Annotated in this window: 19 protein-coding genes; 11 read left to right on the top strand and 8 right to left on the bottom strand. The window is 44.4% G+C overall.

The window, feature by feature from the left end:
- Positions 1 to 117: 117 nt before the first annotated feature.
- The gene (locus I3255_RS05925; protein ID WP_238037842.1) at positions 118 to 477 is read right to left on the bottom strand and encodes a hypothetical protein; all 360 of its coding nucleotides are present in this window, start codon (positions 475 to 477) and stop codon (positions 118 to 120) included.
- Positions 478 to 905: 428 nt separating this feature from the next.
- Here I3255_RS05925 and I3255_RS05920 point away from each other — a divergent pair, with 428 nt between their 5' ends.
- Positions 906 to 2,147, top strand: a complete 1,242-nt coding sequence (locus I3255_RS05920) for an amidohydrolase family protein (protein WP_238037840.1) — start codon at positions 906 to 908, stop codon at positions 2,145 to 2,147.
- Positions 2,148 to 2,485: 338 nt separating this feature from the next.
- On the opposite strand, the gene I3255_RS05915 is transcribed toward I3255_RS05920, so the two are convergent.
- The 4 genes from I3255_RS05915 to hppD form a co-directional block, all read right to left on the bottom strand.
- A complete protein-coding gene (locus tag I3255_RS05915; protein ID WP_238037838.1) occupies positions 2,486 to 3,874 on the bottom strand; it encodes a Na+/H+ antiporter NhaC family protein in 1,389 nt (462 codons plus the stop codon).
- 102 nt (positions 3,875 to 3,976) lie between these two features.
- A complete protein-coding gene (locus I3255_RS05910; RefSeq protein ID WP_201602423.1) occupies positions 3,977 to 4,318 on the bottom strand; it encodes a 4a-hydroxytetrahydrobiopterin dehydratase in 342 nt (113 codons plus the stop codon).
- A gap of 131 nt (positions 4,319 to 4,449) precedes the next feature.
- On the bottom strand, positions 4,450 to 5,385 hold the full coding sequence (gene phhA / locus I3255_RS05905; protein ID WP_238037835.1) for a phenylalanine 4-monooxygenase: 936 nt from the start codon (positions 5,383 to 5,385) through the stop codon (positions 4,450 to 4,452).
- Positions 5,386 to 5,548: 163 nt separating this feature from the next.
- The gene (gene hppD, locus I3255_RS05900) at positions 5,549 to 6,664 is read right to left on the bottom strand and encodes a 4-hydroxyphenylpyruvate dioxygenase (protein ID WP_238037833.1); all 1,116 of its coding nucleotides are present in this window, start codon (positions 6,662 to 6,664) and stop codon (positions 5,549 to 5,551) included.
- 159 nt (positions 6,665 to 6,823) lie between these two features.
- Between hppD and I3255_RS05895 the strand changes: the two genes are divergently transcribed.
- From I3255_RS05895 to I3255_RS05875, 5 genes are all read left to right on the top strand, one after another.
- Positions 6,824 to 7,771, top strand: a complete 948-nt coding sequence (locus I3255_RS05895) for a LysR family transcriptional regulator (protein WP_201602429.1) — start codon at positions 6,824 to 6,826, stop codon at positions 7,769 to 7,771.
- Positions 7,772 to 7,928: 157 nt separating this feature from the next.
- Entirely contained in the window at positions 7,929 to 9,125 is a 1,197-nt protein-coding gene (locus tag I3255_RS05890; protein ID WP_238037831.1) for an amino acid aminotransferase, read from the top strand.
- A 200-nt stretch (positions 9,126 to 9,325) separates the two neighbouring features.
- Positions 9,326 to 10,615, top strand: a complete 1,290-nt coding sequence (gene fahA, locus I3255_RS05885; RefSeq protein ID WP_238037830.1) for a fumarylacetoacetase — start codon at positions 9,326 to 9,328, stop codon at positions 10,613 to 10,615.
- 127 nt (positions 10,616 to 10,742) lie between these two features.
- Positions 10,743 to 11,318: a VOC family protein gene (locus I3255_RS05880; protein WP_201602438.1), complete on the top strand. Its 576-nt coding sequence runs from the start codon at positions 10,743 to 10,745 to the stop codon at positions 11,316 to 11,318.
- 143 nt (positions 11,319 to 11,461) lie between these two features.
- The gene (locus I3255_RS05875; RefSeq protein ID WP_238037828.1) at positions 11,462 to 12,523 is read left to right on the top strand and encodes a TRAP transporter substrate-binding protein; all 1,062 of its coding nucleotides are present in this window, start codon (positions 11,462 to 11,464) and stop codon (positions 12,521 to 12,523) included.
- An 86-nt stretch (positions 12,524 to 12,609) separates the two neighbouring features.
- Here the strand turns inward: I3255_RS05875 and I3255_RS05870 are convergent, their stop codons facing one another.
- On the bottom strand, positions 12,610 to 13,467 hold the full coding sequence (locus I3255_RS05870; RefSeq protein ID WP_238037827.1) for an IclR family transcriptional regulator C-terminal domain-containing protein: 858 nt from the start codon (positions 13,465 to 13,467) through the stop codon (positions 12,610 to 12,612).
- Positions 13,468 to 13,648: 181 nt separating this feature from the next.
- Here I3255_RS05870 and maiA point away from each other — a divergent pair, with 181 nt between their 5' ends.
- The 5 genes from maiA to I3255_RS05845 all read left to right on the top strand — a co-directional run bounded on the left by maiA (position 13,649) and on the right by I3255_RS05845 (position 18,749).
- Entirely contained in the window at positions 13,649 to 14,293 is a 645-nt protein-coding gene (gene maiA / locus I3255_RS05865; protein WP_238038213.1) for a maleylacetoacetate isomerase, read from the top strand.
- A 163-nt stretch (positions 14,294 to 14,456) separates the two neighbouring features.
- Positions 14,457 to 15,956: a DUF4331 domain-containing protein gene (locus I3255_RS05860; protein WP_238037825.1), complete on the top strand. Its 1,500-nt coding sequence runs from the start codon at positions 14,457 to 14,459 to the stop codon at positions 15,954 to 15,956.
- 27 nt (positions 15,957 to 15,983) lie between these two features.
- Complete coding sequence (locus I3255_RS05855) at positions 15,984 to 16,253, top strand: hypothetical protein (RefSeq protein ID WP_238037823.1); 270 nt, start codon at positions 15,984 to 15,986, stop codon at positions 16,251 to 16,253.
- Positions 16,254 to 16,332: 79 nt separating this feature from the next.
- Positions 16,333 to 17,607, top strand: coding sequence for a tetratricopeptide repeat protein (locus I3255_RS05850; protein ID WP_238037821.1), 1,275 nt, complete (start codon positions 16,333 to 16,335; stop codon positions 17,605 to 17,607).
- Entirely contained in the window at positions 17,604 to 18,749 is a 1,146-nt protein-coding gene (locus I3255_RS05845; protein ID WP_238037818.1) for a HupE/UreJ family protein, read from the top strand. The genes I3255_RS05850 and I3255_RS05845 overlap by 4 nt, the downstream gene beginning before the upstream one ends.
- A 57-nt stretch (positions 18,750 to 18,806) precedes the next feature.
- Here the strand turns inward: I3255_RS05845 and I3255_RS05840 are convergent, their stop codons facing one another.
- Positions 18,807 to 19,847 (bottom strand): energy transducer TonB, encoded by a 1,041-nt coding sequence (locus I3255_RS05840; RefSeq protein ID WP_238037815.1) that lies wholly within the window; start codon positions 19,845 to 19,847, stop codon positions 18,807 to 18,809.
- Positions 19,848 to 20,132: 285 nt separating this feature from the next.
- A partial coding sequence (locus tag I3255_RS05835; protein ID WP_238037812.1) for a YadA-like family protein occupies positions 20,133 to 23,446 on the bottom strand: 3,314 nt, incomplete at its 5' end.

Below are 23,446 nucleotides of genomic sequence, written 5' to 3'. Positions count from 1 at the left end.
TCGTTATACACAGTACGCATATAACGAATTTGACCTTATTGCTCATAATGTTTGACACACTATCAGCAATAAGCAGGACTCAACAAACCAACGACGGCTTGATTGATGTTAGCCAAATTATATTTCTAATTTGCTTTCAACTGATTGTACTTTACGGCGTGCCAATGCAAGGTTCGCTTTTGATTTATCAAGTACTAGGTAGATGAATAAATCTTCATGACTGGCTGTCGGACGAATGATGTGCAGCTGAGACTCTAGTGTGATCAACATATCTTCGATTTCACCTTTGATATCTAATGATTTCATCGTTGCTACTTTTGCTTTTACGACTTGCGAGTTACCAGCAGCAGCCAGTTCTAAATCAACACCGCCACCAATCATTCCTAGTACCATACCTGACATATAATCAACGATACAGGCACCCATAGCACCATCAAGATCCATTAATTCTTTCAAAGACTCATTAATATTTGACATACTTTTTTCCTATCCATTTGTTTGTGTGTAGATGAGATAATTTCTCTTGAAAACGCTTGTGTAATTCAATCGTAATAAACTGCTTGATACTTATTCACCACTTACCTAATTATTAGATAAACTTAAATTATTTGATTTATATTGAAGAGGATGATGATAATTCAATATAGATATTTAAGTGTGTTTTTAGGTACAGGAACTATAGCGTGCTCGTAAACAAAGCCAGTATTCCGTAGTGACAACCATTATATTCTATATAGCAACTCAGAGCACATTTGTACCTAACCATTCAAGAACAAATAACGACCGCTCGGTAGGAAAAACCATACCAATCAATAATCATTCTACTTTAGGGCGCAAAATTACATTTTTGATTTTGAATTTAATAGATTTTTTCGCAGGCTTCATCAAACAATAAGAGAAACATAATGTCAGATTTACTCATAAAAAATGCCCGATTGGCCAATCGAGAAAACTTGGTCAATATCAGTATAAATGGCTCTCATATTGAGAGTATTAACAACATCTCGGAGGCATTTAAAAATAATGATAATGAGACAACCGTTATTTTTGATGCTAAAGGCAATTTTGTCTGCTCAGGATTTTTTGAGAGCCACATTCATCTTGACAAAGCCTGCATCCTAAATCGTTGCACGATAGAGCAAGGCGATTTAGACGAAGCCGTTGAAGAAACCAGCAAGGCGAAAGCAGAATTTACAGAAGCAGATGTGTTTGAGCGCGCATCAAAAGTGATTGAAATGGCCATCAAAAAAGGCACGGTTGGTCTGCGTAGTTTTGTCGAAACCGATTCAAAAACAGAAATGCGGGCGTTTAATGCCATAAAAAAAGCGCGGGATAAATACGCATTTGCCATTGATATAGAGATTTGTGCTTTTGCCCAATCAGGATTAACCAATGCGCCACATACCTATGAGCTACTAGAACTCGCATTGTCGCAAGGCGCTGATTTAGTTGGCGGTTGTCCTTATAAAGATGATAACCCTGACAAACATATCGAGATGGTGTTTGATTTGGCAGAACAATTTGACGTCGATGTTGATTTTCATCTCGATTTTGATTTGGATCCAAAAGACTCCAGCATTCCAAAACTGGTTGAAGAAACCATCAAACGCCATTACCAAGGCCGTGTGTCTATCGGCCATGTGACCAAACTGTCTGCAATGGACAAAGACAAGCGCACAGAGATGGCAGCGTTATTGAAACTCGCCGATATTACTTTGACTGTTTTACCTGCTACCGATATATTTTTGAATGGGCGGGATTATGATTTGCTAATTCCTAGAGGCATGGTGAATGCTAATGAGCTTTTAGAGATGGGTATCAATACGACCCTCTCTAGTAATAATATTTTGAATGCTTTCACACCTTATGGCGATGCCTCATTGGTCAGAATGGCGAATATGTACGCCAATGTCGCACAGTTAGCGAAGAATAAGCAAATAGTAGATGTGTTCAATATGATTACCAAGAACGCAGCTCAGCTACTGTCAAAGCAGACAGAAATAGCAGTAGGAGCACCAGCGACGTTCGTGGTACTAGAAGCAAAAGACGCGGTAGAGACGATTAGAACCAACGCTCAAGCATTGGCAGGCTTTAAAAATGGTAAGCAAACATTCTGTAATGACGCCGCTCGCATTTGTTTTGAATGATATAAACGATATCACTTGGAGATGTTCAGTTAATTAAAGGATTCAATCTATTGGAATACGATATTTCCAAAAGTTCTCATCAATTTAAAAGTTATCAAAAATTGTCATGACTAAAATCATAAAAGCATCATCCGACTACTCATTGGATGATGCTTTTTGCAACTTATATACACCTACTCTACTGTCACGTTCAGATATCAGATATCTACACTCTCAAATAAAGCAATACGTGTCTCACCACAAATAACTGTACTAATATATGCTTCGGATCTTAAGATAAGAAATAAGTTAACTATTATAAAAGTAGCACTATCTATAAACTGTCCTTATTAAAATTACTACCTGCTCACCCTTTTACTAATCGTCACTCCAGTAAAGCCAAACAGCAGTGTTAATAGCAATGACAAATAACAGAAAAACGCATACGGCAAATACTCTAATACCGGCACCCCTAATGCCTGACTGATAAACACCCCGCACACACTCCAAGGCACTAGTGGATTGATCACCGTTCCCGCATCCTCAATCGTCCGAGACAGATTCTTCGGATGTAGTTGCAGACGCTCAAACGTTGAACGAAACGCCGTACCAGATAATAGAATACTCAAATACTGCTCACCGATCAGCACATTAATGCTCAATGCCGACATCGCTGCCGCAAAGATCGCTCGTCCAGACGTCGTCAGTGTATCTTTAATACCGGATAGTAATGCAGGTAGAATCCCTAGTGCCGTCAACAGACCACCCAAGCTTAATGCCAATATCACAATCGCCTGAGTAAAGAACATACTCTGTACACCGCCGCGTGACAGCATACCACCCACCTCACCTAACTCTAATGACTCAGCAGGCGCATAACCGGCAAACAGATAGCCGCCCAGTTGACCAAAGCTTGGTGAGCTATGGATATAAGTAATGATCAGCGCTGCGGCAATGGTGCAGATAATCGTATAAATCGCATTGACCCGAAACAGGGCTAACCCTACCAATATCACAAAGGGTAATACCGAATACCCATGTACCAGACCACTCTCTATTAGCTGACCTTGTAGTATGGTGACTTGACTCAGATCAGCACTGGTCGTCTGGCCTGAGAACATCCAGAACAAGATAACTGTCAGTATCCACGCAGGGACTGTCGTATACATCATGTTGCGAATATGCTCAAACAGATCAATACCCACCACAGAGGATGCAATCGTACAAGTATCAGACAAGGGCGACATCTTATCGCCAAAGAACGCACCTGATACCACCGCACCTGCTGCTATCGCCACATTGGCATCAAAGGCATTGCTCATGCCAATAAAGGCGACACCTAAGGTGGCAGCGGTCGTCAAACTACTCCCCAGAGCAATACCAATAATAGACGTCAAGATAAAGGCAGAAATATAGTAGTACTCAGGTGAGATCAGCTGAAAGCCAAAATACATAAGTGTGGGAATGGCCCCTGACATCATGAGAGCGGCAACCATCAGACCAATAAAGAAGAACAGGTAGATGGCGCCGATACCGCGCATGACGCCTGAGGCCATTTGTGCTTGCATGTCATCAAAGCTCAGACCTTTGGTCATACCAATAGCCAGTAGCACACAGATGGCAAGGATGAGAGACAAATGCGGTACCCAGCCAAAGCCAATCATGGTAATACCCATGATGGCGATGACGATGGCGGAGATAACAAAGGCGAGCTTGGCGCTGATCTGGGTGAGCGGTTTTGGTGGCATGACACATCCTTAAAATGCCAGCTCAGGCTGGCATTAGATTGGGTTTGAATTTGGGAGCGTTAGAGAACTGGTTTGCTAGTGAATAACCGAATGGGTTACGAGTTACTTATCAAGTAACTCATCGGTTTTAGCCGCCATGACGAAATCATTACGATGCAGACCTTTGATACTGTGTGACCACCATGTGACCGTTGCTTTGCCCCACTCTACCAATATACCCGGATGATGCCCTTCTGCTTCAGCAATGTCTGCCAATTGGTTGGCAAATGCCATCGCTGCGACGAAGTTTTTAAATTTGTACTGACGCTGCAATTGCTGGATACCATCTACCTCAATCAATGACCAATCAGGAATTTGTGGTAATAGTTCGCGTGCCTCGGCATCGTCGACTTTTGGTGCGCCAATTCGGCAAGCTTCGCAACTGTTTTGTGATAGTGCTGTCATAATAAAATCCTTTTAAGTTGTTTGTTTTTAATAGCTGTTTTTTTAATACTCGTACATCCATGTTGAAATAACTGTACCGCTATTTCAATTCTCCGCACTGAAGTGATTGCATTTACGTTTACATTTAAATTCTAACGGGTTTTTTCTGGATAGGACGGCTCAAACAACCCAAGTGACATCGCCTGCTTGACCGTACCCATGATGTCGCTATCAACGATATCAAATAGCGTATCTAATTCGTCAATCACATAATAAATCGGCTGTATTTGATCAATACGATAAGGCGTACGCAATACATCAAGCAAATCAAATGCTCGGTGTTCAGGTTGAGATTGCGGCTTATTTTGAGCGATTGTAAGCCCTTGCGGCATCTGATCAAGCGCATAGATGGTTTCAGAAGGCGAGCTCAATATACCACCGCCGTAGATTCTACGGCCTTCAGGCTGACTACCCACCAAGCCAAACTCGATGGTAAACCAATACAGCCGTGCTAAAAACCATCTTTCTTCTTTGGTTGCACTCAGACCAAGCTTGCCATACGTCTCGTTAAAAGCTGCAAATGCTGGATGAGTCAATAGCGGGCAGTGCCCAACGATTTCGTGAAAAATATCCGGCTCTTCGATATAGTCCATGTCCTCAAATCGGCGAATAAACGTCGCGACAGGAAAGGATTTATTGGCGAGCAATTTGAAGAATTTACCGAAGCTGATTAATGCAGGCACCGCAGCGGTTTGCCAACCGGTAGTCGCTTGCAATACCTCGTCAATATCATGCAACTGCGGGATATATGTCGTCGGTAGGTTTAACTTAGTCAAGCCCTCTAGATATGCTGAGCAAGCGCGATTGGGCGTTTGCTCAGCTTGACGCGTAAGCAACGCTTGCCACATTGCATTTTCATCATCACTATAATGAATATGACCGTTGGCATGAGGCTGATGTGAGATGTAGGGTTGCTTTTTATCGGTCGCGTTATGATGAGCAGACGCATCACCACCCTGCTGATTGACTACAGAACTATTGGCACCGATGGCCGTATTAGAAGAATCTATCTGTGAGAGGCGTTCCATGCCTGTGTTCCTTTTATCGCAGTGAGTACGTTACCTTTATATCTATACTTGTCAGTAACGTATCTATTAAAAAGTACCTGTTAAAGTGTGTCTATTAAGGACAAGCCAAATTCCTTTTGCCTTGTCCGTTTGTTTTTTAAATTTTTTCTAAATGTAGTGTGATCTACGGCGTTTCTGTTTCTGACTGATTGGTCTCTTGCTGACCGACTGTGCCACGACGCACTTGGTCACGCTCTATCGATTCAAACAATGCTTTGAAATTACCTTCACCAAAACCGTCTGCATAATCCCCTTTACGCTGGATAAATTCAAAAAATACTGGACTGCCTAAGATGGTCTCAGAGAAAATCTGTAGCAGTAGACGCGGTGCGCCGCCCTCTGTTGTACCGTCTAATAAGATACCGCGCGTTTGCAAGTCAGCAACGTTTTCACCATGGTTTGGTAAGCGCTCGCTCAGCATCTCGTAGTAGGCTGCATTTGGTGCAGTCATAAGTGGAATACCGGCGGCTTTTAGCATATCGATACTGGCAAACAAGTCATCACTGGCGAGCGCAATGTGCTGAATCCCCTCGCCATTGAAGTGCATTAAGTACTCTTCGATCTGTCCACCGCCCTGCTTGGCTTCTTCATTGAGCGGAATACGGATTTTGCCATCCGGTGCGGTCATGGCCTTACTGGTCAGCCCCGTGTACTCGCCTTTGATATCAAAATAGCGAATCTCGCGGAAATTAAAGATGCGCTCATAGAATTTTGCCCAGTACGCCATGCGTCCGCGATAGACGTTGTGCGTGAGATGATCGATGACTTTGAAGCCATAGCCGACAGGGTTTCTATCCACATCTGCAAAGAACTCAAAGTCGACATCATAGATAGATTCGCCGTCTTTATAACGGTCAATCAAATAGATCAGTGAGCCGCCGATACCTTTGATCGCTGGCAGTCTCAGCTCCATCACGCCAGTTGGCACCTCTACTGGCTGCGCGCCCATTTCCACAGCACGCTCGTATGCTTTTTTGGCATCTTTTACCCGAAAGCCCATGCTGCAAGCACCAGCGCCATGCTCTTCAACGAAGTAACTGGCTTGGCTTTTTGGCTCGCGGTTTAGGATCAGGTTGATGTCACCTTGGCGATATAGCGCCACGTCTTTTGATCTGTGATTAGCGATATGTGCAAATCCCAGCTGTTTGAACAATGCGTCGACCGCATCAGGCTGAGGGGAAGCGAACTCGACGAAATCAAACCCGTTTAGTCCCATTGGGTTATCAAATAAATCTGCCATTGCAATCATCCTTAATGTCAATTAGTCGTAAAGCCAATTAGTAGTAAAAGTCGATAAAACGATTGGTAATCAATCTTTATTGTTGACGTTGTATTTATATTAGATTAGCTTTATTTATAAGACTAATTGTTTTTTATGATTTATTTATCAGGTTTACTTATGAATATCAGCATTCGCCAATTGACCGCATTTATCAAAGTCGCTGACAACGGCAGTTTCACTCGTGCCAGCGAACAGATGTATCTAACCCAGTCTGCTGTTAGCGGACTGATCAAAGAGCTAGAGACTGGCCTCGGCATCGTGTTATTTGACCGTACTACCCGACAGCTGTCTTTGTCGGCAGTAGGACGACATCTGTTGCCACAGGCGCGGCGTATTTTGAATGAGATGCAGCTGTTCGAAAATGAAGCGAGCAGCTTGACCAGCTTGGCTCAGGGTCAGGTACGCTTAGCGGTGTCACAGTTTGCAGCGTCCTCCCTGCCCGCCGTCATCGCACAATTTGCTAAGGAATATCCAAACATTGGGGTGTCACTACTGGATTGCTCAGCAGAGAATTTGCTCAAGCATGTCCAAGACATTGAGGTTGATTTGGGGGTTGGGACTGAGCTTAGTTTTATAGAGACTGAAGATGATATCGGTGCTGATCTGTTATACAAGCTGCCATTTTGCGTGGTTATGCCAGACAACCATGCATTGGCGCAAAAAACCGAAATTACTTGGCAGGATTTATTAGATATTCCGCTTATTACCCTACAAGGTCCATTTCTTGAGCAGGTGACCGCCGAGCTGGATGATGCTATTGCCACTCACGTTCAGCAAGCACGCTACAAGGTGAACTTTATGTCCACCGCGCTTGAGATGACCCGCCAAGGGTTTGGCATTACCTTATGCCTCCCTTATATGCCCGAGGTCATTGATTGGGTCAGCGCCAACGGCTTACAAATGCGCCCCCTCACGCAACCGGTAAAAATGCGTCAGTTCTTTATCTATCAGCGCGCCTCACGGGCATTGTCCCCTGCTACGATTGCCTTTAAGCAGTTTTTGCAAACGTACTTTGCCACCCACTACAACGACTTGCATCAGCCTGAAACGCTGTCGATTAAGTGATGCATCACGCCGTAAACTCGTCTGCTAGACAGAGAGATAAGATATTTGGTGATTTATTTTATTAATTGCTCAAGATAACCCACTCTCATGTTGAGTTCATCGGCAATTTGCTCTATGATTTTCGGCTGCTTGGTTTATATTCTTATAAGGAAATGGCATGTTTGAACGTATCGATTATTACGCTGGCGATCCAATTTTGGGTCTGATGGAAAAATACTCAGCAGATAGCAATCCTAACAAGGTCAACTTGGGCATTGGTATTTATTACGACGAAAATGGCGTCCTGCCTGTACTCGAGTGTGTCAAAATCGCCGAGGCACGCATTGCTGATCCTATCGCCCCGCGCCCCTATCTACCGATGGCAGGGTTGCCGGGACACCGTAAAGGCTGTCAGGAATTATTGTTTGGTAAAGACGCGCAAATCTTACAAGACGGTTTGGTCGCGACCATCGCCACTATCGGTGGTTCTGGCGCGCTAAAAGTGGGCGCTGAGTTTATCCATGAATGGTTCCCACAGTCTAAGTGCTATGTCAGTGACCCGACGTGGGGCAATCATATCGCTATCTTTGAAGGCTCTGACGTTGAAGTGGGCAAATACCCGTACTACGACAAAGCCAACAGCAGCATCAAATTTGATGAGATGATTGCGTTTTTTGAGACATTGAACAAAAACGATGTCATCTTGCTACATCCTTGTTGCCACAATCCAACGGGGCTGGATTTGACTCAAGCGCAATGGGACACGGTACTCAACGTCATCAAAGCACGTGAATTGATTCCATTCATGGATATCGCTTACCAAGGGTTTGGCGAAGACATGGACAGCGATGCTTACGCTATTCGTAAAGCCGTTGAGATGGGCTTGCCACTGTTTGTTAGCAACTCATTCTCTAAAAACCTATCGCTATATGGCGAGCGCGTTGGCGGTCTGTCAGTTGTCTGTCTCACCGTAGATGAAGCCGAGCGCGTATTTGGTCAGCTAAATGCGATGGTACGCCGCATCTACTCAAGCCCGCCATCACATGGTGGTCATGTGGTTGATATCGTCATGAACGATGGAGCACTACATGAGCAGTGGGTTGGCGAAGTCTATGCTATGCGTGACCGTATCAAAGCCATGCGCCTAAAGCTAAAATCGGTACTAGAAGCAAAAATCCCTAACCGTAACTTTGACTACATCACGCGTCAAAACGGTATGTTTAGCTTTACTGGATTGACGCCTGAACAGGTCGAGCGCCTACAAAGCGAGTATGGTATTTATATGGTATCTAACTCACGTATGTGTGTAGCTGGCCTAAATACCAGCAACATCGACTATGTGGCCAACGCGATGGCAGATGTTTTAAAAGACTAAATTCATCAGAAGTAAAGACTAAGAAATGAAAAAAGGCTGAGCGATTGCTCGGCCTTTTTTTGTGCTTAGGGTTTGTTTCATCAATCAGCAAGCAAAAGACATGGCACAAAAAACTTGCAATCAACATATCAATAAATTACATTATACGTAAGTCATTAACTATAACGTAATTAAATTATATTTTTAGCAAGGAGCAAATCATGTCAACGACTGACAGTACTCTCACTTCTTTTATCGACATCAAAGCAGACTCTGATTTTTCTATCCATAATCTGCCTTATGGCATCTTTAGCGAAACCAGAGACGGCGCTCGCCGTGCAGGGGTTGCCATTGGTGAGCATGTGCTCGACTTGTCTGTATTAGAATCAGAAGGATTATTGAGTCTAAATGGCGGGCCTTATTTTGATCAGCCGACGCTAAACGCCTTTATCGACTCTGGTCGAGACAATTGGATGCAAGCACGCACGACCATTCAAACGCTACTGTCTAGCGATAATGACACGTTACGTGACAATACGGACTTGCAGAACAAAGCCCTGTTCAAGCAAGCAGACGTCACCATGCACCTGCCCGTTCAAGTGCCGGGCTTTACCGATTTTTATTCATCGAAAGAACACGCGACCAACGTCGGTACGATGTTCCGCGATCCAAACAATGCCCTGCTACCTAACTGGACCGAAATGCCAGTTGGTTATAACGGACGCGCTAGTACTGTCATCGTCAGTGGAAATGATGTCGTACGTCCCTCAGGTCAGCTAAAGCCCAACCCTGATGACCGTCCTATTTTCTCTGCCTGTAAGCGTTTGGATTTTGAGCTCGAGACCGCTTTTGTCGTGGGCAAAGGCAACCATATTGGTCAACCAATCGCCGTAGATGAAGCGGCTGATCATATCTTTGGCATGGTACTACTCAACGACTGGTCAGCTCGAGATATCCAAAAGTGGGAATATGTGCCGCTAGGTCCTTTCAATGCTAAGACGTTCGCCTCGCAAGTTTCTCCTTGGATTGTGACTATGGATGCATTGGCGCCATTTAGCACCGCTTGCCCAACCCAAGAACCCAAGCCGCTTGCTTATTTGAACGAAAAAGCGAGTGATAACAGTTTTGACATCAATCTATCAGTCGAACTACTGCCTGAAAATGCAAAAACAGCGACAGTCATTTGCGAGACCAATTTTAAATACATGTACTGGTCAATGGCGCAGCAGCTGACGCATCACACCATCACTGGCTGTAAAGTAGAAGTCGGTGACATGATGGGCTCGGGCACAATTTCAGGGCCAACGCCTGATTCTTATGGCTCGATGCTAGAGATTGCTTGGAATGCTACTAAACCAGTAACACTTGAGGGCGGTGAGTCGCGCACCTTCATCGAAGATGGCGATACCGTCATTATGAAAGGCTATAGCGAAAAAGATGGCGTGCGTGTTGGCTTTGGTGAAGTACGTGGCAAAGTATTGCCTGCGCTTAACTTTAATTTTAACGAATAATAGTGGAATAGGAAAAAGGCGTAGTGACAGTAGATTTGAGCCGTCAGAACCATCATGACATTTGGTCTATTAGTACGGGCATCGTTCCTCTTGCATTCACGCTACGCCTTATCAAAAGGAGTTTGATATGAGCTTTCAAATTGAAAAAATCCATCACGTGGCTTATCGCTGCAAGGATGCCAAAGAAACCGTCGAATGGTACAAGAAAAACCTTAATATGGATTTTATCTTGGCATTTGCAGAAGACCATGTACCTTCAACCAAAGCCTTTGACCCTTATATGCACGTCTTTTTGGACGCTGGTAATGGTAATGTATTGGCATTTTTTGAAGTGCCCAACCAGCCTGAAATGGGCTTTGACCCCAATACCCCAAACTGGGTGCAACACTTGGCGCTAAAAGTCAAAGATCGTGATGAGCTAATGGTTGCCAAAGAGCATCTTGAGGCCGCAGGTATTGATGTCATTGGCGTGACCAATCACGGTATCTTTCACTCGATATATTTCTTCGATCCTAATGGACATCGTCTCGAGTTGACCTATGACGACCCGACCTCAGAAGATAAAGTCTCGATGATTACAGATGCCATCAAGCAAGACATGCTAGATGAGTGGTCGCGCACCAAACGCGCGCCAGCACATACGCAGTTTTTGCATAGTGATGAGTTGGCTGAAGCACGCGACGTTGCACCTGTCGGAGAGTAACTGCGTCGTCTTTCTACTTGCTACCTTTTTTACATTATCTATCAATCATTATTTTGAAATTAAATAAGTAGTGATCAGTTCAAAATAATAAAGAGATGGCATAGCTTGCGAACCATATTTAACCATCATGAAAGGACTCAATGATGAAAGTAAAATTCCCTTTAGGCATACTCTTAGCGGCCTCAGTTGCGATGACTGGCTGCTCTAACAACGATCAAAATGAACAAGCCTCAAGCGCGGATGTCAATACAAGCGACGTGACGACACTGAGATTTTCACATTTTATGACGGCCAATGACAACATCAATACCGAAGCATTGGAGCCATGGGCAAAGAAAATCGAAGAAGACTCAAATGGTCGTTTAAAGATTGAGATTTACCCCTCTGCTACTCTCAGTAAGCCAGGTGCCACCTATGATGCGACTGCAAAAGGCATCGTCGATATCGGTATGCAAGCACAAGGATATACAGCAGGACGGTTTCCTTTGACGCAGATTGTAGAACTGCCAGGTATTACCAATACCGCACAGCAGCAAAGCTGTATCCTTCATAAACTTTATGATGAGGGCGTCATTAAAAATGAGTACGAAGATACTCACTTGCTCGCGCTCATTGGGACAGGACAAGGCGCCCTTCATACGGTTGATAAACCGATTCGCACGCCAGCCGATATGAAAGGCTTACGTATTCGCCAACCTTCTGCCGTTGCTAGCCACATTATCGAGGCGACTGGTGCCGCACCCGTTGGCATGCCTGTCAGTGATACTTATACCTCGCTTCAGCGCGGTGTTATTGATGGGCTTAGCTTTACTTGGCAACCCATTCAGGCCTTCCGTCTTGATGAGCTCATCAATACACATACCAACATTCCTTTTTATAACTCCACCTTTGTCATCAGTATGAATAAAGACAAATATGACAAGTTGCCCGATGATCTCAAAAAAGTGATTGATGGCAATTCAGGCGCGCAGATGGCAGCACGTGTCTCTAAAGTATTTGATATCAGTAATGCCAAAGCCATGGCTGCCGCCAAAGAAAAAGGCGATGTCATGATTGATATTCCTGACCCACTTAATGACCCAGACTGGAGGGGCCCATTGATGGAAGGCTCGCAGCACTATCTAGATGAAGTCAATGCCACTGGTCTAGATGCTAATAATGTATACGAAAAAGCAAAAGCGGCCAGTAGCGGCTGCGTGGTTTAGAGGATGGACTGAATGAGACAACATGAGTAAATAAATCTCTCGACGCGATAACGCGATAGCCAGTCAGCTTATAGTTAACATTTTAGCTATGCTATTTGATAGCGCTGCGCGATTGCTAGTATTTGCTCGACTACGTTCTGTTGCTCACTCATTGGCAGTTGCTCTGTGGTTCCGATGATAGTGATGGCGTATTCTAGCGGTAGAGCCTCGCTAGCGGTTTTATCACTCATCGCGGATAGATTGGCAACACTATTGGCAAGATGCGGCAATATCACAGGTATCGTAATAGCGTTGATACCCATAAGCATATCGCCCGTCACCGTCGCATAGCCTTGAGTACGAATTTTGGCTTGCAGCTGAGCAAAACTCTCCCACTTCTCTACCATATCTGCTTCGGCATTACTCGACTGCCATTCAGCGTTGACCAATGGCTGAATGACCGCATCGGGTTGGTAACTGGCAAATAATTGCCCTGTGGCTGATGTCGTCAAAGGCATACGTGAACCAATACGAGTAATGATGCTAATCGGACTGTCTGGTTCAACGGACTGAATAATAATTGGGCCTTCGCTAAACCACTTAGCAATTTGTACACCGCAATTTAGGGTATCTTTAATCTCATTGGCCACCTGCGTGAGACGCGCCAAGAGATTGTTTTGACTGAGCTCAGTATGTCCTAATGCTGCCAATGCATTTACTCTATCGCCAAGCCCGTAGCGACCATCATCAAGCTTACGAGCGTAATTTTTGCGAATGAGGCTGACCAAGTAACGATGAGATTTTGCTGGATGCATCTGCATGGTTTCAGCGATATCCTTTAGCATCATAGGCTCATTGCGATCGATAAGCACATCTAGTATCGACAATCCAATCTCAAGTGACTGGATGCCACTCTGGTTTTTACTCGTGACGGATTTATCTAAAAAATTTTTATCTGCTGGCATGATGGCTCGTCTCTAGTGTACTTAATTATTGTTTCTTGATACTGAATTGTTCAATGAGAATTGCTCAATGAACTGGCGGTGACATACAGGTCAAATTAATAGTGACACGGCTCAATAATACTTACTTTATCTCACATAAGCTTGACACAAATAACCTATCACAATAAGGACATAAATAATGATGACACTTTACGGCTATTTTCGCAGTGGTACTTCTCACCGTACCCGTATTGCCTTGAATTTAAAAGGCTTAGATTATGATGATATCGCGATCAATCTGGCACAAGATGAGCAGTTAGAGGATGCATTTAAAGCGATTAATCCGCAAGGACTGGTGCCGGTCCTAAAAGCGGACGATTTATTATTATACCAAAGTCCTGCTATCTTGGAGTGGTTAGAAGAGACCTACCCTGAGCACGCTTTATTGCCCCAAGATACCGCTGGTCGCATGCACGTGCGTGCGCTAAGTGCGATGATTGGCAGTGATATCCATCCGATTAATAACCGCCGCATTTTACAGTACTTACGTAATGAGTTGTCAGTAGATAAAGAAGCAGTCATTGCATGGTGCAATCGTTGGATTACTGAAGGGTTTGCAGCGTTAGAGACACGGTTGGTAGCAGATAAAAACCGAGGACAATTCTGCTATGGTGATAGGCCCACTTTTGCAGACTGCTATTTAATCCCGCAGGTTTCTTCTGCACGGCGCTTCGAAGTGGACCTGACTCCTTATCCTAATATTGTCGCTATTGATACGCATTGTCGCACGCTCAAAGCCTTTGCAGATGCTGATCCTATGATGCAGCCTGATGCGCCAAATTCTTGATAAATAACAATATATTTAAACCAATAAATTGATAGACACAATACAGCAAAAGAGTGTATATTTAAAAACGACTTAATAAGGATATTATTTCGTTAACTGGTAATTGCAAGTGAGATCGACTCTTAACCGCCCTATCACTCAAAGTTTCTTTACAAGGATCCGTATGAAACATGCTACCAAGGCTCTAATAGCAGCAATGGCACTGTGCGTAAGCGCAAGCGCCGTTGCCTCAAGTCACCGTGAAGCTCCTTCCATCACCAAAACCCCAAAAGTCGATGCGTCTGACTTTTATATGTTCAATAGCTACGAGAATAATCGAGCAGATTACGTCACGATTATTGCCAACTATTTGCCGCTACAAGATGCTTATGGTGGGCCCAACTACTTCGCCTTAGATCCAGATGCACTCTATGAGATTCATATTGATAACAACGGCGATGCGGTTGAAGACATCACGTTCCAATTTGATTTCACTCAAAACCTAAACAGTATTGAAATTGACTCAGACGGCAATCCCTCAACGCCAAAGGTTGCCATTCCTTTATCTAACGCTGGCGATGCCTCACAAGCCGCAAATGTACAAACGAGTGAAAGCTATAATGTCACGATGGTCAAAGGCGATCGCCGTAGCGGCGCGCGAACCTCTTTAGGCAACTTCCAAAAGCCATTCGACTATATCGGAACGAAATCGTTTGCAGACTATCCAACATATGCAAAAAGCTTTATCAAACCTTTGAACTTAGGAAGCTGTGGTCAAGGTCGAGTGTTTGTCGGTCAACGTGCTGAAGGTTTTGCTATTGATTTGGGCAGAGTATTTGACTTAGTGAATCTAAACCCGTTAGACACGCGTACTTCCGGAACCAACATACTAGCAGACAAAAACGTCACCTCGATTGCGATGGAGGTTCCCAAATCTTGCCTCGTCAATAGCACTAGTAAAGACCCTGTGATTGGTGCTTGGACCACAGCCAGTGTCCGTCAGGCAACCTTAGTAAACCCTTCGCCTGCTTCTGGTATCAGCACGACTGCCAAAAAAGGCGGTGCATGGACACAGGTTTCAAGACTGGGTATGCCACTGGTCAACGAAGTAGTGATTGGTCTCAAAGATAAAGACAAATTTAATGCGTCAGAGCCAAAAGATGATGTGGCGAATTTTGCCCCTTATGTCTTTTATCCTACCCTTCCAGCATTGATCCAAACCTTGTACCCAACCGCACCTGCACCAACGAACTTCCCACGTCAAGATTTAGTGACCGCATTTTTGACGGGGGTTCCTGGTGTTAATAAGCCTGCGAATGCAAATCAAGTACCTGCCGATATGCTGCGCTTGAATACTGATATTGCGGCCGTACCTGCTGCCATGCAAAATGACTTGGGTGTGATTAGTATTATTCCTGGTCAGACCGATGGTCGTCCCAAAGCAGATGCCAAAGATACTGCAGGGTTCCCAAATGGTAGACGCCCTGGTGATGACGTTACTGACATTGCATTGAGAGTATCGATGGGTGCCCTATGTCACGCAGGTCTATCCGCTGACGCAACTTGCGTACCTGCTGATGCCAAAGCGGGCAAAGCACTACTCACTGATGGCGCCCTCAAACCTGCTACCGAGTTTGATTCAGCCTTTCCTTATTTGACGACTCCAACCCCAGGTGCCAGATAAGCTGAAACTCAACCAAGGAGAAATACTATGCGCTATATAATGTTAGCCGTATTGATCACTGGATCAGCTGCACTTTCTGGTTGTTTCAATGATAACGATAGTTCGTCAAATATAGGTAAAAATGATGTTGCAGTAGACCAAGCAAAAGCTGAACTTGCTGTCAAAAGAACGTCTGATGTGATTGACGCCAGCAATAATCTAGATACCGATGAGCCTCAGGATATTGATCGAATTATACTTCCTGAAGCCAATTTGGCAGAGCCTGTTGCAATAAAAGACCCCAACGCTTCACTATAATATGATGCGAGATAGTTCCAGCACCTGATCAGTCCACTGATTGGGTGTTTCTTTATCTACTGATCTGAGGTGCTTTTTTATGCATTGGATTAAAACGCTTGCCGAATTATTCTTTCTTTTACTCATCAGTAGCCAGCTTGTTCATGCGGCCCCTTTTATCCCCACAGACGATCAACAAGTTCTTGCGACTTTACCTGATAACTCACCACCACCGCGCTACCTTAGCGCTGCTGACTTTGTATCGGATACAGGGTCAAACAACCTTGATCAAACCAGTGAGCTATTAGAACGCGCCTATTTACAAGGTGATCCGCGAGCGTTAGGACAAGCACGCGCACAATTAGATCAGACCACAGATCAAAGTATAGATACCCTAATGCTACAAGCGCGAGCATTTCAATCGGATCACAAATTTGCCAAAGCAGAAGAACTATTAAAGCAAATCTTGAGTCAAGATGCTGCGCATCCAGATGCGTTATTGACACTATCTTCTTTATTGCTCGTCCAAGGGCAATTTAGCGATGCCATGAGCTACTGCCAACAGCTCGATGACCCTGCTCTACGCGTTTATGAGTTGGCGTGTGCCGCTCAAATACAAAGCATGACGGGGGAACTTGATGCAGCAAAACAAACGCTTAGTGGGCTGGCCGCTATCGCTCCTGGCCTAGACGCATCGACAGCACGCTGGATCTATCTGATTCAAGCAGACGCTGCATTGCGTAGTCAAGATGCCACGCTTGCCAAGCAGGTATTTGACGTCATGGATGATCAGACCGTACCAGCACTTATGGCTCGAGCCGATTGGCTACTGAGTATCGGTGAGTACACACAAGTTCGCGACTTGCTACAAGAGCATACCGATAAAGACGCGCTGTTGCTACGGCTTATTACGGCTCAGATGAAATTGAATGATCCCAAAGCCAAGCAAAATTTAGCACTGATGAAAGAACGTATTGATGTCTGGCAAATACGTCAAGAAAACGCTCATATGCGAGAACAAGCAACCTATGCTCTGCTTGCCAATCAAGTGGACTCAGCGCTTCGGCTGGCTCAGGAGAACTGGCAACAGCAACGTGAAACAGCAGATATCGAGCTGTATGCCACCGCAGCACTGAGGGCAAACAGCCAAAAAGATATCGACTTGATACGCCAGTTTATAACCGACACACAGTTTCAATATCCAGCATTAGAGCGTGATCTACGCTCGGGGAAAATAAGTGATTGTTTAAATTGCCAAGCGGTACGCAAGCAACACTCAGCTATCCAAACGCAAAATGCACCTGTTAAAAGTGCGCCCGTTAGTACAAACGAGCACTCAAGTACACAAGCTACGAATAAGGATGACACTATATGAGCGCGCTTTGCAGACTTGTTTGGAGTCACACTTATCGTTACTTCACTTTACTAATGCTCATGCTCGCCTGTACTTTTAGTCAAGCGCATGAGTCCAGTACCGCTTATTTGAACATTACTATTGATGACGCTGATAGTGCCACAAACATTATGTACGATGCTACATACGAGTTATCACTGCGCGATCTGGCATTGCTCGTCGATATAGATCCAAACAAAGACAGTCAGGTCAGCTGGGCAGAAGTGAAATCACAGACGCCGCTTATAGAACAGCTCATAACTGCCAAAGTAAAGCTAGAAAACGCGGCACAAACGTGTCAAACAGCAAATTTCTCACCACTCGCAATCAATTCACGTGGGGGTTTTAACTATTTATATACCAATTTTGCAATAAGCTGTGAGCAGCCAATCGATAATCTTGATTATCAGATATTAGCAGGTATTGATGCCAATCATCGCCTAATATTGACGCAAGCAGATTCTGACGCACCCCTACAAGTCTTAACGGTCGGACAAAGCCCGTTAGGGTCAGGGGCTGATTCTGGCTGGATGGCGACAGCGACAAACTTCCTAAAAAGTGGTATACATCATCTGCTCATTGGCCTCGATCACTTGCTGTTTTTATTTGTATTGCTCATTCCTGCGGTATACATTCGTAAGCAAAAGCAGTTAGTTGCCGTTGCCAATCCAAAAGCGGCGCTACTTGAAGTGTTTTGGATTGCGACATCATTTACACTCGCGCATTCCATCACATTGAGCTTAGCAGCGCTACAGATCGTCAGTATCCCTGCCCGCTTTATTGAATCTGTTATCGCATTGTCTATTGCGTTTGCTGCACTCAATAATTTGGTGCCAATGCTGCGAGTACGCGCTGTCTATTTGGCTTTCTTTTTTGGTCTCATTCATGGCTTTGGCTTTGCCAATGTGTTGGTAGATTTGCCACTCGCCACAAGCGCACGTGTACTGGCATTATTGAGCTTCAATATTGGTATCGAGTTGGGGCAGCTAGTATTTATCGCTGTGGTATTTCCAATAGCATTGTTGCTGCGGCACACGCAATTCTATAAATGGGGCATATTTTATATAGGGTCTTTGATTGGTATTTTAGTGGCGCTCTGGTGGTTTTTTGAGCGCGCCTTTTAGATTTAATAGCGCAAAAGATTGAGTCTTGCTTTTTTGTTATCTTATGAACAGCGGGCATTAAGGTCTTTCATAAACCAGTGACATCGGTACAATGGCATCAACTACCTTATCGTGGTTTGATATAGGATTTAGTTGCCCCGTTCTCACCTGAGTGGTGGCGACAGCGTCAATAACAGGACTACCTGACGACTCAAGCACTTGCACCTCCATGATATGACCATCTATATCAACGTGCAGCTCCAGCATAACGATAAAAACATCGCCCAATTGAGGATCAATATTACGCCATATCAGCGATGGGATACTGGTACTAGGTTCCTTCCCATTACTCCAGCTGCCATACTCTGCAACAAAGACTGAGTCTTCCTTAACCTTATCTTCTACCATATCTTGGTTGTTTTCTTGCTTTTCAGCTTGATTAGCAGCCATCACTAGCATATGGCTGAATGCCTCATAATCAGCTTGCCATTTTTCTTGTTCGGCGCGCTTTTGATTGGCTTGTTTGGCAGCTGAACGTTTTTGCGCAGCTTGATCGTGATTAAACTGCTCTGTCACACTACGTATCATGTCAGACAGATCACCCTCTTCTTTATCTTTTGTGCTGCCTGTTTGATTAGAGGCGCTCACTACTTTTCTGGATTCTGTTATAGTCAGTTTTTGTACCGATGACAGATTGGTAGGCTGCATGTCTGTGTCAGACTTCTCTTTAGACAGCTCCGTACTTTTTACGGTAGTCGCTTGTTTTTCTTCTACTTTGGTTATGATTGGCTCAATTGACTCTGTCTTTAAGTCTGTAGAAACTTCTATCTTTGGCAAAGGTTTGGTGGGTTCAGCTTTTTCTATTGGCTCAGTTGGTAACTTTTTAGGAGGTAAAGATTCAGATGATACAGGCTTGGTCTGGGATTCTGCGTTAGGTAAGTTTTTAGCCGGTTCAGCTAACGTTATTAATTCCAATTGAATGGCTTTTGGCCTATTTTTCGGCTCGATAGGCGGCGGGCTATATAGGGACATCATCGCCCACACAGTGACACCATGCAGGACAATAACCACAATGGTGATCCAAGCTGTAATAGGACGAGTAAAAGAATTGGGTATCATAGTACTTATTAGAATACTTATTAAAAACAAACCTGTATATGGGTTTTTTAATGCGTTTTTGAATAATTAAAAACGAATAATCTAACAATCCTTACTCTCTATATTTTTAATATGCTTGCCTTCTTAAAACTGGCAAATTGATTAAAGAAATGATTATATGATAGTCAAGATTTATACGATTAATATCGTTATTACATTAAATATTTACTCTTCACCCATAAAAAAGCAAGACATCTAATGCCTTGCTTTTTATATCTTACTGACAGTTACCGTTGAGTAGCTTTTTTAGTCAAAATGGAACCCTGCACCAATCGCGCCACCGACGTTGCCTTGAGTATCTGCCGTACCGTTTACTTTGATAACCCAGCGACCGTCGTTAGAGAGTTTTGAGAAACCGATAGCTACTGCACTTTCTCCATTGTACGTACTCACACCGCCACCGATGAGTGACTTGCCTGAAATAAAGGCCTGAGGTAGTGCAGACATTGCCATCGCAGCTGAGATACCTGCATTGGCATCGTCTTCTACTTCATCGATTCTGTAGCCAAGGTCGTTCATGTTGTTATTGAGTCGGCTATCAAGTGCACTAAGCTGACTGTAGTTGACAGCATCTTTCGGCTCAATACCATCAGCAACACCAGTTAAGCGCTGATTGCCTGCATATAAACCTTGAGAGGTCATACTTGGGCCATCTTGCATAGTAATGCCACTACTATTGATAACTGTATTGCCAGCCGTCACACTATCAACGCTGATATTACCGTTCAAATCAAACTTGATGCTACTACCCTCTGCGGTGGTGGTGATGTTATTACCACCTGTGAAGCTCAGGACACTTTCATCCCCAACTGGCTTGTTGATGGTAGCGCCACTATCGGCACCAAAGTTGAGTCCAGCATCGAGCTTATCCGTGTTGGTCTTGATGTTGGTAGTGTTGGTCGTAATATTGGTGGTATTGGTCATGATATTGCTAGTATTAGTAGCAATGTTTGTGGTATTGGCCGCGATATCAGTTGTGTTATTGGTGATATTGGTCGTATTGACCTGTACGTTTTCATTGATTTCTATCGTGCCTTGTCTAATAGAAGCAATCGCACCATCGATATTACTTTGACCAGTTCCGCCGATATTGCTGTTGGTAAAAGAACCATCGTCAGGATTATAGACCGTGTTGCCACCGATGATGCTACTGATACCAGTGCCTTGTGCATAGAGCTGACTACCGTTGATAGCATCTTGGCTTTCTGCAGTCACTTCGCCGTTTTGGACATTGGTAACCTTGTTATCAGCGGCATCAATACCACTTTTTGTGATACTAGGGCCACCTGCAATCGTAAGTCCATTATCATTGATGGTCGTATCGCCAGCTGTGACGCTAACGATGCTGATGTCTGGATTTAGATCAAAGCTAATATCATTAGCGCCAGCAGGTACAGCAGCTAGGCGTGTATTAGCATCAAGAGCAGCCCCATTATTGACTAAGGTTCTAGATACTTTGATATTACCGTCTCTGCTATTAAGATCGATTGCATCTCCTTGTCTTACCTGAGTAGCAACATCACCTTGAGCAGTAATATCCCAACCTCGATCCAAGGCAATGGTCACTTCTCTTAGTTGCCCGACGTTTACGGCATCAGAATTTAGCTCGCCTCTGCCAACGTTGCGGATAGGGTTGCCGCCGTTGTCAAGGCCAGTGCTGCTTAGTCTGACGGTTCTACCCATGCCATTATCAACAAAGGTAAAACCTGTGCTGTTCATGATGCTATTGCCTATTTGCATACGACCTTCGTCGCCCAAGTCCAACTGATTGTTGAGCGTAACTTGGACACCCGTTGCAGAAGCTGTGGTGGTCAGATTACTATCACCAGTAATATTGATCGTATCACCTAGCGCAAACTGCTGGTCGTTGTCGCTATTGCCATCACCAATTTTGATACCTTTGGCAATTTCGTTATTGGTCGTTGTGAGCTGTGCAAAGTTGACAGCATCAGTTGGCGCAATACCTTCACCAACCTTGATAATTCTGTTGTTACCATTATCAAGACCTTCGTTGCTTAAGGTAATGGTCTGATTAGGACCATTAGTGATGGTGACACCTGCATTGTTAAGTACCGTGCTTTCCATTCTCACGCTACCATCTCTACCAAGCATTACATCTTCAGCCAATCTAACGTTTAGATTACCTTCTTCATCAGCGACCACTCCGATGTTATTCTCAGTCAACTCTGTCGCGCCGCCTTGGATCGTCAAGGTTTGACCTAACTTACGATTGACGACAACTGCGGTATCGTCTCCTGTAAAGTCCAACCCTAAGTCAACTGTACTGTTGGTTGCATTCAATTGTCTAACATTAACGGCATCTGTATCGTCTTCACCATCAGCAACCTCAGTGATTCTGTTGCCGCCGTTATCAAGACCCATGCTGCTCAGTCTAACTGTGCTACCGCCAAGGAAGCTGACACCACCTGTGTTCAACAAAGTATCCCCTGTGGTTACACTAGTAAAGGTGACATTTTCTGCTGTCGAAACTTTAATACCACCATCTTCAGAACTGAGAACAATGTTCTTACCACTAAGGAAGTTAGCGGTGTTGTTATCTTTGGTCAGTGTCTTGACATCTTCACCATCGATTTGAGTCACCACACTTTGCATAGCGCTATCAGCTTTTACTAGACTCGCTTTACTGTCGGCACTTAAGTCAACGGCATAGTCGGTTATGTTGGTCGCGTCTTTGGCGCCCGCTGTGACAGTAACAGCGGAAGATCCTGCTGAAGTAGTAACGCCATCTGCATTGACGGTGTAGACGTCTTGACCGTTCTGACCTGTAGATTTCACAACACCAGCCACGTTAGTACCTGCGGCAACTTCTGTTTTGGCAGCGGCAGATGCACTATTAAGCTGGCTGACATTGACGGCGTCTTTAGCCTGTACGCCGTCGTCAACGTTAATAACTTTTTTGTTACCGGCATTGATACCACCTGATTTGGTCACGCTTGGGCCGCCGATAATATTGAGTCCATTACCGGATAGAAGGGTCGTAGAGAGAGGGCTTGAGACTGCTACACCCACGCTGCTAACGGTTGTATTAATCAACCCATTACCTGTTCTGACACCTAAGCCATCTACAGTCGTACTAAAGTATGAGTTACCTGTTGTTAGACCAGAGCGATCAAGTGTCGTTGTGCTACCCAGTCCAAAAGGAGAACTTGAGCCCATTTCTACGCTACCGTTATCGCCTAGATCTAGGTTGTTGTTAAGCTCGAATGAGACGTCATTGCTGTTTGCTGTTTTAGACACCCTAATGTTGCTATTTTTACTATTGAAGTCAACGGCTTCACCAGGTCCTACATTACTTGCGGTAGTGCTGTTACCTTGTGCACTGATATCCCAGCCTTTGTTAGCGGTTTCTATCACACCATTTAGCTGCCTGATATTGACAGCGTCAGTATCTGCCGCGCCATCACCTACGTTAGTAATCTGATTGCCGCCGTTATCAAGCCCCATACTGCTTAGTCTAACCGTGCTACCGCCAAGGAAGCTGACGCCACCTGTGTTCAACAAAGTATCCCCTGTGGTTACACTAGTAAAGGTGACATTTT

This window comes from Psychrobacter sp. Ps6 (assembly GCF_022129235.1).
In the GTDB taxonomy this organism is placed as follows: Bacteria; Pseudomonadota; Gammaproteobacteria; order Pseudomonadales; family Moraxellaceae; genus Psychrobacter.
This window is presented reverse-complemented; position numbering and strand designations above follow the sequence as displayed.